The sequence below is a fragment of the Paenibacillus sp. 481 genome (assembly GCF_021223605.1).
Lineage (GTDB): Bacteria > Bacillota > Bacilli > Paenibacillales > Paenibacillaceae > Paenibacillus_B.
Map to the genome: position 1 here is coordinate 4,456,265 of NZ_CP075175.1, position 13,688 is coordinate 4,469,952.

Below are 13,688 nucleotides of genomic sequence, written 5' to 3' on the forward strand. Positions count from 1 at the left end.
AGGAACTATAGTGCCGTCTATTAAACCAATACAGCCTTCCTATATTCCGTTCGGATATAAGCTGCTATTTACGTACATTACTTTTATTATCATTCCCGTACTTATCATCGGACTCGTGTCGCATGCCATCTATGTGGACTCGATCCGCAAGCAGACGCGTACGAACATTCAAGGAACATTATCACAAATTCGCGACAATATTACGTACAAAATGGAGGACGCTAAACGTATCTCCGACATGCTCTATTTTGATTATACGCTCGCCAGCAATTTGCGCAGCTATGAAGCGGGTTGGGAGACGTACGAGAAAATGACGGAATACGTCGTTCCTAAAATCCAACATGCGCTCAACGCGACCAACCGCAATATGTGGATGTCCGTGTTTATGCACAATGAGCGGTTGCCTGAAATTTATGAACGCCCGCTAGAGGAGGGAGACCCCGAATCGAAAGGTAGAGACGCTGACATCTTCCATTTAAAGCGAATTGCTCATAAACATTGGTATGCAGACCATCCCGTTGAAATTTACGGGACAACGCTGAAGTGGCAACAGATAGAACAAGACCAACAGTATAAGCGCATGTCTTTACTGCGAAGGCTTGTCGACACAAGTTCCCCGCTGCGACTAAAGGAAATCGGATTTATGCGGCTAAATGTCCCTTTGAATGAGCTGTTTGAGAGTGTTGATTATCGTAAAATCGGCGAAGGCAGTATTTTGCTTATTGCGGACAACAAAAATGAAATCTTGTATCACTCTGGTTATGAAGTCAGTGAACAACACATTAAAGCGCTCCGCCATTCGGCATCGCAAGAAGATTTACTCGTTATCGAGGAGCCGCTGGATGGCGTGCCATGGAAGCTTGTCACCTATGTGCCTACGGCTATCATTGAAGGCGATACCGTAAAAGTTCGCATGTTAACGATCGCCATTTGTCTAATCTGTTTTGTGGTGTTCACGTTTGTAGCCATGTTTATATCCAAATACTTCTCGGTTCGTGTGACCAAAATTGTGTCGGTTCTGCATGCTTTTCGTGAAGGTGACCTCCATAAGCGGATGGCTTACAACGGCAAGGATGAATTTTCGCAAATTGCGGTAGCTTTAAATGAGATGGGACAAAATATCGGGGAACTAATTAGCGAAATGTATATTACACAAATTCAAAAAAAAGAAGCGGAGCTTGAGTCGCTGCAAGCGCAAATCAATCCGCATTTCTTATATAACACCCTATCTTCTATTAGCCGTCTTGCAAAGTTCGGTGAGACGGACAAACTACAACGCATGGTCATGGATTTGGCTAAGTTTTATCGGTTAACGCTAAATGATGGTCGTTCTATCATTCCGGTACATAAAGAGTTCGAACAGGCGGGAGCCTATGTAGCCATTCAAAAAATAAAGTATGGGGATCGTTTGGAAGTGCTGTTTGATGTTGATTCAGACGTTTGCAGCTATGATACGGTCAAGTTAATTTTGCAACCCTTTATCGAAAATGTGTTGCAGCATGCGTGGTGTGGGGATCGGATACATATACGAATCGTCGGGAAAAAGGTTGGCGATCGTTTGTCGTTCCGCATCATTGACGATGGAGTTGGGATGAAGCAAGAACGAATTCGGCAAATTTTTGATTCGCGCGATCACGTCAATGCCGGTTATGGCATCCGCAACGTCCATCAGCGAATTAGGCTCCAATATGGAGCGCAGTATGGCGTTAGCATATTTAGCAGACCTGGCATTGGTACATCGGTCACGATTACGATCCCTGCTGTGCGGGAAAAGGACAGTCCTCGTACCTAGTAGACTCGATCATACAGGGACAAATGTCAACGGAGACGGAAACTAATCATACGTACAAACGTATAACATAGTATCGTTGTAAAATATGGAAATCAGGGGTGGGATAAGGCATGAAGCAGAATTGGTTGAAGAAGTTGACGATGGATTTTGTGGTACCGGCAGCGATCGCCTTAACGCTTAGCTTAACGATCCAGAAGGTCGCTTATGCGCAAATTCTCGTTAATCAAGACTCTATGAATCAAACGTATGAAGAGGGTGATCGCCTCTTAGAAAATAAGTGGGTGTATAAATTAAATGAGCCCGAGCGTGGGGATGTGGTCATTATTGAACCGGATTTTTCCGGTGAACGACTGATTAAACGTGTTGTGGCAGTTGCAGGTGACCGTTTTGATATCCGTGATGGACAGCTGTACATAAACGATAAGGTGGTTGAAGAGCCTCATGCCTTAGGGAACACGATGCCCAAAGGGATGAGCATTCCGACACTTGTCCCAGCAGGGCACGTCATTGTACTTGGGGATAATCGGGAAAATAGTAAGGATAGCCGTGATTTAGGCTTCGTCCCGAATGACTCATTAGAAGGCAAAGTGGAGGCCAAGTTGTGGCCTTGGCGTTAAGCCATATATCGTTCGAAAAGGCTTGCTAGTCATTTACTGACGCAAGCCTTTTTCCGTTTGAAACGTTAGCGTTAACCTATGAGATGTTAAATTATTCTAATTCATTTAGCAGCACGAAGGCGTTATTATTATTTTTAATGAACGTTTTGGCGATGCTGTATAGTGGATAATAGCTTTTAGATAAAGGAATTAGGGTCTGATCGGATAGTGTGTGATCATAATTAATGTAAGCGTTAGGGCCAACGCTACAACACGTTCATTTGTCCATTAAGCGCGGCGAAAAGATCGAGATCGTTGGTGATAACGCTGCTGGGAAATCAACACTAGTTAAGTTCATCTTAGGGTTGTATCCTGCACCAGTTGGAACCCTTTTTTACAACGGCATGAAACATCTCCTTACACTGCTTGTATTGTGTCGAGTTGCGGTATCATATTAAAGAATATCCTTTTATGAGGGTTGTGAAGCACGATACGATCGTCTTGAGTGAGCGTAATCTAGTTGATTGAATTCCCATTAATTAACTACCTTTTCTCTCTCCGATGTACTAGAATAGGAAAAATCGCTGCGAGGGGGAAACGGGAATGCCTCACTATTTTGGGAATCGGATTCGCTTAAGAGAGTATCGGGAAAGTGATATGGAAGCCATGCGCAAGTGGGTAAATGATCCGGAAGTAACGGAGAGCTTGCATGATCTGTTCTTGTCTCCGCATTCGTATACAACGACGGAATCGTTTAAGAATGAAGTAATGAAGCCAAGAGACAATATTCGTTCGTTTGTCATCGCAGAAAAAGAGTCGGAAGCATATATCGGTCAAATTGATTTGCATATAGATTGGAAAAATCGTATCGGTACGATCGGGATCGTAATCGGGCGCAAAGAGTTGTTTGGTCAAGGCTATGGCGAAGAAGCCATTCGCGTCTTGCAGGCGGTCGCGTTCGACCAGCTCCAATTGAACCGTGTTCAATTGGAAGTATTGGAACCGAATGAGCGTGCGTATCGCTGCTATATCAAGTGCGGTTTTGTGGAGGAAGGACGTCAGCGTCAGCGTGTGTTCCGCAATGGACGCTACTTGGATATGATTGGGCTCGGTTTATTGCGAGAGCAATATGAGCAGGATGAGCGTCAGCAGCCCTATCGCAAGCTCGCTTATTGGGGAACCAAGCAGTTGGAGTAGCATATAGAAAGCGGTGAGCCCTATGACAGGCTCACCGCTTTGTGTGCGTTAGCTTTTTTTAGCATAAACGATGCCAAGCGTCTTGGCACCACAATGGCTGGAAATGACACAGCCTGTGTCGGAAATGTATACGTGTTGCGTGTTGGTACGTGCTAGAAGTTCAGCACGAATATTCACTGCATCCTCGTAGCACATCGAATGAGTGACGAAGATCATGTCGCCATCCATTTCATCTGCATGCTGCAAGGCGTTGTTCAGCAAGCTTTCCAACGCTTTTTCACGTTTCCCGCGTGTCTTGTTCGCGGGCGTCATTTTACCGTTCACAACTTTAATGGATGGACGTATTTTAAGCAAGCTGCCTAGTAGGTTCGTAAGTCCACTACAGCGTCCACCTTTATACAAGTAGTCTAACGTATCGATGATAAATTCCGTCTCCACTTGTGGACGGACTGCTTCTAACATGTGTACAATTTGATCAACGGTTTGTCCCGCCTCTGCTGCCCGTACAGCTTTCATGACTTGAAGGCCGATACCCGTTGCTAGGTTAAGCGAATCAAACACTGAAATATTGGCAGTGTAGCTTTCTTGCAACATGTCAGCTGCAAGCTTCGCATTTTGCTGAGTTGAAGACAGTTCAGAGGACAAGCCGATATACAAAATATCGCGCCCTTCCCGAACGAAAGGCTCAAAAGCAGCCATAAAATCAGCAGGCGATGGAGCAGCGGTCTTAGGTAAACTTCCTTGCTCGTCGACTAGCTTGTACATTCGCTCTGTTGTCATTTCGACTCCGTCGCGATAGGCCGTCTCGCCAAACGTAACGTAAAGCGGGATGATGCTGATATCGTATTGGTCTATCAAGTCTTTCGGCAGATCACACGTGCTGTCCGAAAAGATTTTGATGCGGCTCATAGTACTTCCTCCCGAATAATATGTAAAAATAAACTCACAAATACCATTATACTGTAAAAATTTAATGCGTCCATGATTTGAGTGAAATCCTTTTTATAGAAATCAAATCGTTCTGAAAATTACAGTAAAATGTAGGACGTATTTGGTAAGTTGCAGTTGTTAATACGCAGTGTAGCTCGGATCGTTGCAACTAATTTGAGCGTTGCCTTTGATTGAGTCGCTTAGGAGCGAATATACTAAGTACTAGCCTATGTTCACGAATGAAAAATATACATATACATAGTGGGGGGATCAATAAATGAGCTCACCGTACGGAACCGAACGTGTTGTCATTCGTATCGAACCGACTCGACAACATAGACAAACGGTTGAAGTGGAAGCAGCAACACGGCAAGGTCAAGGGCCATGCAACGAGGACAGTTGGATCGTCTGTCCCGAAAACCGTCTCTTCGCCGTAATTGACGGTGTATCCGGAATGGACGCCTATACGGATAGTGAAGGTCGAACATCCGGGGCGCTAGCCGCATTAACCTTGACCTCAGGGATTCAGTCCGAGGTCAGGGCATCTGCAAGCATAGAGCCGCTTGCACGGCTTCAGCGGGGAACGCTAAGCGCAAATGAGCAACTGCGCCAATTCATGATTGCGCACAATGTACCGTTCCAACAACCCGAGCACCGCTGGGGAGCTGCGCATGTGGCAGTCATCTTCGACGAGCATGTTGCGCATTGGGTACAAACAGGGGACTGTATGCTGTATGCTCGCTACACGTCTGGAGCTATTCGAGCGGTGACGCATGATGCAGTTGAGCCGTTTGATGCCGCCGCTTTGCGCGTGTGGCAGCAGGATGAGGCAGCCTGGCATCGTCACGAACGGCCAGAAGCTGTTAGTGATATGCTGCTCGCCAATCGTCGGCAAGCGAATAGGCCGCATGGCTACAGCGTCATGAATGGAGATCCGCAACTGCATCAGATGCTAGAGTCGGGTTCCTTGCCGCTAAGTGGCTTGAGCCATCTCATTATGATTTCAGACGGCTTGTATGAGTGGCGAGAGCATGACACCCCGCCTTCGGTGAGTTGGTTAGAGCAGTTGATCGAAGATGGCGTACAACGATATGCTGAGCGTTTGCAGCAATATGAGGACAACGATGCGTATTGCAACCAAGTGCCACGATTTAAAAAAAGTGATGACAAGACAGGCATCATTATTTCATTTTAATCGTCCACGCTCTACATATGAAAAAAAAGCCCCAAGCTGGATGGAACCGAGATCGAACGGTTTCATGCGGCGCGGGGCTTCTCTTCATTTTATTTAAACAGCGACTTAAATTCGCCGTAGCCAGCTTCGTCCAGCTCTTCCTTCGGAATAAAGCGGAGCGCAGCAGAGTTGATACAATAACGCAACCCGCCTTGCGAAGCAGGCCCATCGTCAAACACATGTCCGAGGTGAGAGTCGCCCAAGCGACTGCGCACCTCTGTACGGATCATGCCATGAGCCAAATCGAGCTTCTCCTCGACGTGGAACGGACGTAGCGGCTTCGTAAAGCTTGGCCAGCCGCAGCCGGAATCGTATTTTTCGCACGAACTGAACAAGGGCTCGCCTGATACGATATCCACATAAATGCCTTCGCGCTTATGATCCCAAAATTCATTTTGGAAGGGTGGCTCTGTGCCACTGTTCTGTGTCACATGAAATTGCATAGGAGAAAGTTTATGTTTCAAGTCAGCTCGTTCCGTATCTGTAACACCCCAATGCTCGGCGATAAATACATCACGCCCAGAACCTTGGCGGTAGCGCTTATAGTGAGCTGAATTTTTCAAATGGTAGTCTTGATGATATTCCTCAGCAGGGTAAAACGTATTCGCGGCAGCGATTTCAGTTGCAATCGGTTTATCGAAGCGGCCGCTTGCTTCTAAAGTACGTTTAGACTGCTCAGCCAATTCGCGCTGCTCGTCGCTATGATAAAAAATAGCTGTGCGATAAGAGGAGCCTCGATCATGGAACTGACCGCCCGCATCCGTAGGATCAACCTGCTGCCAAAAAATATCGAGCAATTTTTCATACGGAAACTGCTCGGGGTCAAAGGTGATTTGGACGGCTTCTGCATGTCCAGTTGTGTTCGTACATACTTCTTTATAATTAGGATTTTCCGTATGTCCACCGATATAGCCGGATACGATCGAGTGAATGCCTGGCAGCTCCTCAAATGGCGTCACCATGCACCAAAAGCATCCTCCGGCAAACGTTGCCAGCTCCCATTTAGGAGCGCCTGCTTGTGATTCTGTCATATGTATGTCCTCCCTCACGAACATGACTTTGCGTCACGCTGTTTATTTATATTTTTACATTCACAACGGTACAGCAATTTCAACAATAATAACTATACAACCTCAATATATACAATTGTGCCCGGAAGTACAATGTGCCGAGCAACTTAGCAAGCGAAAAAAAGGACAAGCAATATTTATATTTTTAGGCAAAATAAGGTTGATCATTTGGTGGCCCCATGCTATCATTAGCTCAAATCGAACATGATACTTCTTCAAAGGGGAGTAGCTAATACAGTAAAGTCGTCATTACGGGACGTGAGTCCTCGGCTTTATTGGCAACGGATTACGTTGTTTGCGAGACCTTTGCCGCAATGGTAAAGGTCTCTTTTTATTTGGGCGCCGTTACCTGCGTGGGTAGCGGCGTCTTCTTGTTCCCGTGTTCGAAGCTACTTAATTCACTTTGAAGGAGGAATGTAGGGATGGAATTATTCTCACCTGAATTTTGGATGGCACTCATGTCGATTATTTTGATTGATCTCGTCTTAGCAGGGGATAACGCAATCGTGATTGGCTTGGCAGCGCGGAACTTGCCTAAGGAGCAGCAAAGGAAAGTGATCTTATGGGGAACGTTCGGGGCAATTGCCATTCGGGCTGTCGCTACGCTGGGCGTGTTCTATTTGCTGCAAATTAAAGGTCTGCTCTTAATCGGAGGACTGCTACTGATCTGGATTGCAATTAAGTTGTTGGCGGATGAAAAAAGTCACAACCTCCAAGCAGAATACCATTTTTGGGCGGCAGTACGCACGATTGTAATTGCAGATGCGGTTATGGGATTAGACAATGTGCTTGCTGTCGCAGGTGCGGCTCATAACTCGCCGTTACTCGTTGTTCTTGGCTTAATCATTTCCATCCCGATCGTTATACTGGGTAGTACCATCATTTTGAAGTTTATCGACCGTTTCCCGATTATTATAACGCTGGGCTCCGCAGTTCTCGCATGGACGGCTGGAAAAATGATTGTGGGTGAATCTTTCCTTAAGCCCTACTTTGCAAATGGATTCGTCAAATACGGTTTCGAGCTAGCTCTCGTTGCTGTTGTACTTGTAACGGGGTGGCTGATCAAGCGGGCACGGGAGCGGAATAAGCCTACACAATTGCCGGACGATGACGATCTTTCACTGAAGCCAGCGCAAGGGGAATAAAGTCTTAACACATATTCATATGAAAAAAAGCCTGTCTTCGTGAGTGATCGCGAAGGCAGGCTTGCTTGTAAGGCTGGGATTATGGCGAACGGTGAATGGCGTATGGCTTATAGCACATACAGGTGATCGGTTATTCGCCTAACGTTTGTCGCTTCAAGCCTGGAATAAGGGCGAACGCGAACGTACATAGTGGTGAGAACCACAGGAAGAACGCGTATGGAGCGTAATCAAGCACCGTTAAGCCAAGTGCGCTAGTCATCATCGCTCCGCTTACTCCCCAAGGAATTAGCGGGTTCACGAGTGTGCCGCAATCTTCAAGCGTACGGGATAGTGTCAAGCGCGGAATACCGCGTTTTTCGTATTCGGCTTCGAACAGTTGTCCAGGTAGCAGAATGGACATGTACTGCTCGCCCGTAATGACGTTGACTCCGATTGCGCTAAGTCCGCTCGACACGACGAGCGTTTCTTTCCGTTTAACTGGCGCGATTACACGACTGAACAAGGCGTTAATTACGCCACCGTGTTGCAGTAATCCGCCGAGCGAGAACGCAATGGCGATCAGCGTCATTGCCCATGTCATCGACTGCAATCCGCCACGATTAATGATGTTTCCTACTTCTTCCATTGCGAATGTAGTCTTAAAGCCGTGCTGCATCGTAGCCATCAACTCAGGGACATTGGAATGTCCCTGCATGATGACAGCGACAACGAGCCCTGAACCGATGCCGAGCAGCATCGACACGAGAATCGGCAAACGCTTAAAGGCGGTAATTAGTACAACCGCTAGCGGCAGCAGCGTCCACGGCGAAATGTGGAACGCTTGGCTAATGTCACGCTGCATCGCTTGCAGCTGTGCTAAGTCGGTCTCCGCTGATGAGCCGAAAAATAAAAAGGCGATACATGTAAGTACAAACGCAGGTATAGTCGTCCGAGTCATATTGCGAATATGATCGGGAATTTGCACGCGAGAAATAGCGGCGGCAAAGTTCGTCGTGTCCGACAATGGCGACATTTTGTCACCGAAGCAGGCACCTGATACGACAGCGCCAGCTACGATCGCAGGATGGACGCCCATCGATTCGGACATGCCGATAAGTGCAACGCCGAATGTTCCGACTGTCGTCAAAGAACTGCCTACGAACATGGACACAACGACTGTCAACAGCAAGGCACTAATCGTAAACCATTGTGGTTGAAACCATGATGTGCCGTAGACGAGTAACGTCGGGATTGTCCCGCTCATCATCCAGACAGCGATTAAGACGCCGATTAGCGCAAGCAGCATAGCCGGAAAGACGGAAGATTGTAACCCTTTCAGCAGCGATTCTTCGACGGTTTTCCACGATTGACCAAATACCATAAGTAATGTTCCCGTCAAAATAGTCGCGATGATAAGGGGTACATGCGGCTCAGCTTGCCAGCCGAGTATGGTTAGCAATAGCCAACCAATGATTGTTACGAATATGATAATGCTTTGTTTAAACGTAACCGTTTCAGATTGAGTAGAATTCATAATGCCAGCTCCTTATTATAAATACAGTAACGATGTTTGAATGTATGAGTTGCCCGTAAAGGAAAAATCAAGTTCGCTCATCTCTACACTTTCTCGCTTGTTCGCTTACACGCTTGCACGCACTAAAGTGTTCGTAGTAATGCTTTATACTTTACCTCCTATTTAACGATTGGTCAATAAATTTTTGTTTTTTTAGTAATGTTCCATATTGTGTATGTTTAATTTTGAAAATAGAATGGCCGTACGTTTGTTCAGCAGTTATAATGTATGCGTTTACAAATTTATGAGTATTACACGTCTTACAACTGGCGATCCACCCCTCACCAAAAATCTCTCCTAAAAAAGAAGGTGACTTTGTGCAATGGTTAACTGGTTCGTTGCATCGCAAGCTTTCTGCGCTGCTTGTCGTTGCGATTATTATTCCCATCTTATGTTTAGGCTACGTTTCTTACAGCATTGCTTCATCTATTACGGAAGAAAAAGCAAAGCTGGCAAGCTTAAATACGCTGCGTCAGATGAGTGCCGTTATGGAAACGATAGCACAAGATGCGGAAAATATGTCTATATTTTTAATTGGACAACAAGAAATTCAACAATATTTATCGAGTAAGCAAGCAAACGCAGCGGCGTATATGCGTATGATCGGTTTTTTGACTAACTTGGCTTTTTCCAAAACGTACATTTCAGACATTCGCATCATCCCTTTTAATGGTAATTCCGAGCTGACCAATACGACGATATTCTCTTCACAGCTGTATCAGCATGTACCACTTATTCATAGCTCTTTTTGGGAAAAAAAGACGAAATGGTGGTCGCCGCCGCTTGATTTACTTACGAGTAAAGGGCATTTACGCACGGTGTCGCTTGTGCGTCCGTTTCGCAGTATGAGTACGTTTGAGCATATGGGCATGTTATCTATCGGCATAGATAGTGGCGTGTTAGAACATAAGCTGCGCAATGCGACGATCGATAGCGGCATCATGCTATTACTTGATGAGCAAGGCCGACTCGTAGCGAGCAACGCCTCTATGCAAGCAAGTGCGAGGTGGCCAAAGGTGCTGCATGAATTAGATAAGGGCAGCGAACCACAGTTTATAGATGTCGGCGAGCACGATGATCGACATATTGTCGTCACGATGCCTGTGCCGGTTGCGCCGTGGCGTATGTATGCCGTTATTCCGTATGAGGCGTTTAGTGCGCAAAATCGCTATGTGTTGCAATTGACGGTGTTGACAGCTGGCATCGCGTTCATTGTGATTTCAGGTGCGGCGTTATTTTTTGTTAAACGCGTTACGATGCCATTAATCCGGCTCGCGCACGGTATTCGCAAGGTGCAGCCAGACCGTCCCTTTGAGCGTGTACCTATTACTTCGCAAGACGAAATCGGATTGCTTGAGAGTAGTTACAATCGCTTGAATGACAATATTGCTCGGTTAACGGAACAAGTGAAAGTGAACGAGGCTCGTAAAAAAGAAGCGGACTTACAAGCACTCCAAGCTCAAATTCAGCCTCATTTTTTATATAATACGTTGTCCTCTGTGCAGTGGCTTGCTTGGATGGACGGGAATCGTAAAATAGCGGATATGGTAGGGGCATTGAGCCATTTTTTGCGGTTCAGTTTAAACCGGGGCTTGGAATATTGTCCTATCGAGCAGGAAATTGCGCACGTTACACATTATTTGCATATTCAAGCGATCCGTTACCCAGAGCGCTTTCAGTTCGTTGTGACACTGCCAACGGAGCTTGAACAAGTTTCTACGTTGAAGCTGCTGTTGCAACCACTAGTAGAAAATTCGCTTATTCACGGTGTGTTAAAAATGCCGTCTGTGCAAGTGGAGGCGACTGAACGATGCATGTTTCAAAATGAAGAGAGCGCGGTATACGCTGCGGCTGTGATTTCGATTGAGGTGGCGTTAGTTGATAATAGCCACATCCGGTTTTGTGTACAAGATAACGGCGTCGGTATGGATGCGGAGGCGATTGCGCGGTTGCGTGCGCAGCTGACGGAGGAACAGCGTAGCAGTTACGGAGTTTACAACGTACAGCAGCGGCTGCGGTTGCATTACGGTGATCAGGCGCAGCTTCTGATCGAAAGCGAGCTTGGCAAAGGAACGAAAGTGACGTTTGAAATTCCGATAGGAGTAAACGGGTAGGGGAGACACTTTTTAAGGAGATGGGGAATTTACATGTTAAAGCTGTTAATTGTCGATGACGAGGTTATTATTCGCACGGGCTTGGTACAAGTTATTCCGTGGTCTGAGCTTGGCTTTGAAGTGCTACCGCCATGTGCTTCAGCGGAAGAGGCAATGATTGTAGTCAGGAATGAGCAGCCGCAGCTTGTTTTAACGGATATTCGAATGACAGGTGAGAGTGGGCTTACTTTGGCAGCTTATATTAAGCAAGTAAGCCCGTTAAGCGAAACGATTGTGTTAACTGGCTACGATGAGTTTCAGTATGCCCAGCAAGCGCTGCGGATCGGGGTGTACGATTATTTATTGAAGGCTAGTCACCCTGACGACATTATTAAAGCTGCGCTTCGTGCGAAGGAGCGAATTATAAGTAAGCGGGAGACAGAGCGAGCTAACGTACGTAAGGAGGCCTCGATTCGCGAGCAGCAGTTGTTGAAGTTGCTGCTGGGTCATACGACTGTGCAGGCGGAAACGAACATGTCAGCTAACTTATTTGTTGACGCAGTTGGAATAACCGGAAGAACTGACGGAGCTAACAGAACGGACAGAACGGACAGGACGGACAGAACAGACAGAACGGACAGAACAGGCAGAATGGGCAGAACCGACGAGTGGGAGAGCTTAGCCATGCGTAGCGCGCCATTCAGTGAGGTCAGTATGGAAACGGGCTCTGGGGGTTCTACGGTTACTAAAGATGCGGTGCATGATGGTTCAACGTCGGGCCCAACGGTCTATGAAGTTGCTTGTATCCACGCATCTGGCTGGGATAAACAACAAAACAGCTTGCTGCTGTTTGCCGTACATAACATGCTGCATGAGCTGATTGAAGGTATGATCATTCGCATCGAGCCGCACATCGTTGTTGTGCGTGCACGCCATGATGTAATGGGCAACTACAAAGGCAATCACAAACACAAACACAATCAAAATCACATACATAGTGGCAATGGCATGAACCACAACACCAACGGTATGAACCACAACACCAATGGCATGAGCCACAACACCAATGGCATAGACCGCAACAACAAGTGGGATTATGTACTCGCCCTTATTGAACGTAAACTAAACTGTCAGTTGTACGCCGGAATCGGGCGTTCGGTTATAGCTCCGGAACAATGGAACGTTTCCTACGCAGATGCTTTAGAGGCCGCTGCTTATTATTGGTTAGTTGACAGCGCGAGTCGGCGCCGCCGTTACTTAACCTATGAAGAGAGCGGACGGCGGTTAGGACAACCAACGATTTGTACAGCTGTAGTTGAAGACGAGCTGATTCAGACGCTCAAGTCCGGTCAGCCAGAACAATTGCGCCAATGGTTGTCTGGCATTGTGAGTCAACTGATCGCAAGCGAGCATGCGACGCCGGAGTCGGTGCAATCGTATGGGCAATCGCTGCTCGTTGCAGCCAGACGTTGGCTGGATCGCTGTGCTGCTGCACTACCCCCTGATACCCAGACTCGCCGGACTACGCAAGCCTCTGAACCGAAATTACATACCCATCGAACAGACTGGGAAACAGGCACAATCATGTCGCCGCGCACCGCAAATCGCCTTGCATGGGAGCAAGCCTTATTTGACGCGCTTCACGCAGCGATGGAGCACTATCGGGACTATATGTCAGGGGCGACGGCTTCCTTTGTGAGGAGCGCGATGAGATATATTCGTGAGCGAGCAGATGGAACATTAACCTTGCAACACGTAGCCAAGCACGTCAATGTGCATCCGAATCATTTAAGTGAAAAATTTAAGCAAGAGACAGGGATGAACTACCTCGAATTTGTCACCGAAGCTCGTTTGGCGCGTGCAAGTCAGATGCTGCGCGATTCAGCTGCCAAAGTGACAGAGGTTGCACGGCTCGTTGGATATGAGGATTTGAAATATTTTTCGCAACTGTTTAAAAAATATTATGGCTGTACGCCATCTGAATTCCGTGATCATTGTTCAGCACGTGACGAAAACCGTCCCCTCTAGCGCCTAATTTTATCCCTAACGATTAATAAAGCGCTTTCTTTACACTAGATA

At 46.8% G+C, this 13,688-nt stretch carries 10 protein-coding genes and 1 pseudogene; 8 read left to right on the forward strand and 3 right to left on the reverse strand.

The annotated features are described in order from the left end of the window. Nucleotides 1–10: 10 nt before the first annotated feature. From KIK04_RS19525 to KIK04_RS19540, 4 genes and pseudogenes are all read left to right on the forward strand, one after another. Nucleotides 11–1,792 carry a cache domain-containing sensor histidine kinase gene (locus KIK04_RS19525; protein WP_442951108.1) on the forward strand — a complete coding sequence of 594 codons (1,782 nt, stop codon included), beginning with the start codon at nucleotides 11–13 and terminating at the stop codon, nucleotides 1,790–1,792. Between the two features lie 110 nt (nucleotides 1,793–1,902). Continuing rightward, nucleotides 1,903–2,409, forward strand: a complete 507-nt coding sequence (gene lepB / locus KIK04_RS19530; protein ID WP_232275253.1) for a signal peptidase I — start codon at nucleotides 1,903–1,905, stop codon at nucleotides 2,407–2,409. 257 nt (nucleotides 2,410–2,666) lie between these two features. Continuing rightward, nucleotides 2,667–2,846, forward strand: a pseudogene (locus KIK04_RS19535) (ATP-binding cassette domain-containing protein); the annotation flags it as partial. 145 nt (nucleotides 2,847–2,991) lie between these two features. After that, nucleotides 2,992–3,585, forward strand: coding sequence for a GNAT family N-acetyltransferase (locus KIK04_RS19540; RefSeq protein ID WP_232275255.1), 594 nt, complete (start codon nucleotides 2,992–2,994; stop codon nucleotides 3,583–3,585). 48 nt (nucleotides 3,586–3,633) lie between these two features. Here KIK04_RS19540 and KIK04_RS19545 read toward each other — a convergent pair whose 3' ends face one another. Then, nucleotides 3,634–4,494: a DegV family protein gene (locus KIK04_RS19545; protein ID WP_232275256.1), complete on the reverse strand. Its 861-nt coding sequence runs from the start codon at nucleotides 4,492–4,494 to the stop codon at nucleotides 3,634–3,636. 298 nt (nucleotides 4,495–4,792) lie between these two features. Between KIK04_RS19545 and KIK04_RS19550 the strand changes: the two genes are divergently transcribed. Continuing rightward, nucleotides 4,793–5,710, forward strand: coding sequence for a protein phosphatase 2C domain-containing protein (locus tag KIK04_RS19550; RefSeq protein ID WP_232275257.1), 918 nt, complete (start codon nucleotides 4,793–4,795; stop codon nucleotides 5,708–5,710). 89 nt (nucleotides 5,711–5,799) lie between these two features. Here KIK04_RS19550 and msrA read toward each other — a convergent pair whose 3' ends face one another. Then, on the reverse strand, nucleotides 5,800–6,780 hold the full coding sequence (gene msrA / locus KIK04_RS19555) for a peptide-methionine (S)-S-oxide reductase MsrA (RefSeq protein ID WP_232275258.1): 981 nt from the start codon (nucleotides 6,778–6,780) through the stop codon (nucleotides 5,800–5,802). 461 nt (nucleotides 6,781–7,241) lie between these two features. On the opposite strand from msrA, the gene KIK04_RS19560 reads away from it, so the two are divergent. Then, nucleotides 7,242–7,964 (forward strand): TerC family protein, encoded by a 723-nt coding sequence (locus KIK04_RS19560; protein WP_232275259.1) that lies wholly within the window; start codon nucleotides 7,242–7,244, stop codon nucleotides 7,962–7,964. Nucleotides 7,965–8,094: 130 nt separating this feature from the next. Here KIK04_RS19560 and nhaC read toward each other — a convergent pair whose 3' ends face one another. Continuing rightward, nucleotides 8,095–9,477: a Na+/H+ antiporter NhaC gene (nhaC, locus tag KIK04_RS19565; RefSeq protein ID WP_232275260.1), complete on the reverse strand. Its 1,383-nt coding sequence runs from the start codon at nucleotides 9,475–9,477 to the stop codon at nucleotides 8,095–8,097. 356 nt (nucleotides 9,478–9,833) lie between these two features. On the opposite strand from nhaC, the gene KIK04_RS19570 reads away from it, so the two are divergent. Both KIK04_RS19570 and KIK04_RS19575 read left to right on the forward strand, forming a co-directional pair. Beyond that, entirely contained in the window at nucleotides 9,834–11,630 is a 1,797-nt protein-coding gene (locus KIK04_RS19570) for a cache domain-containing sensor histidine kinase (RefSeq protein ID WP_232275261.1), read from the forward strand. 33 nt (nucleotides 11,631–11,663) lie between these two features. Next, nucleotides 11,664–13,637, forward strand: coding sequence for a helix-turn-helix domain-containing protein (locus KIK04_RS19575; protein ID WP_232275262.1), 1,974 nt, complete (start codon nucleotides 11,664–11,666; stop codon nucleotides 13,635–13,637). The last annotated feature ends 51 nt before the right edge of the window (nucleotides 13,638–13,688 follow it).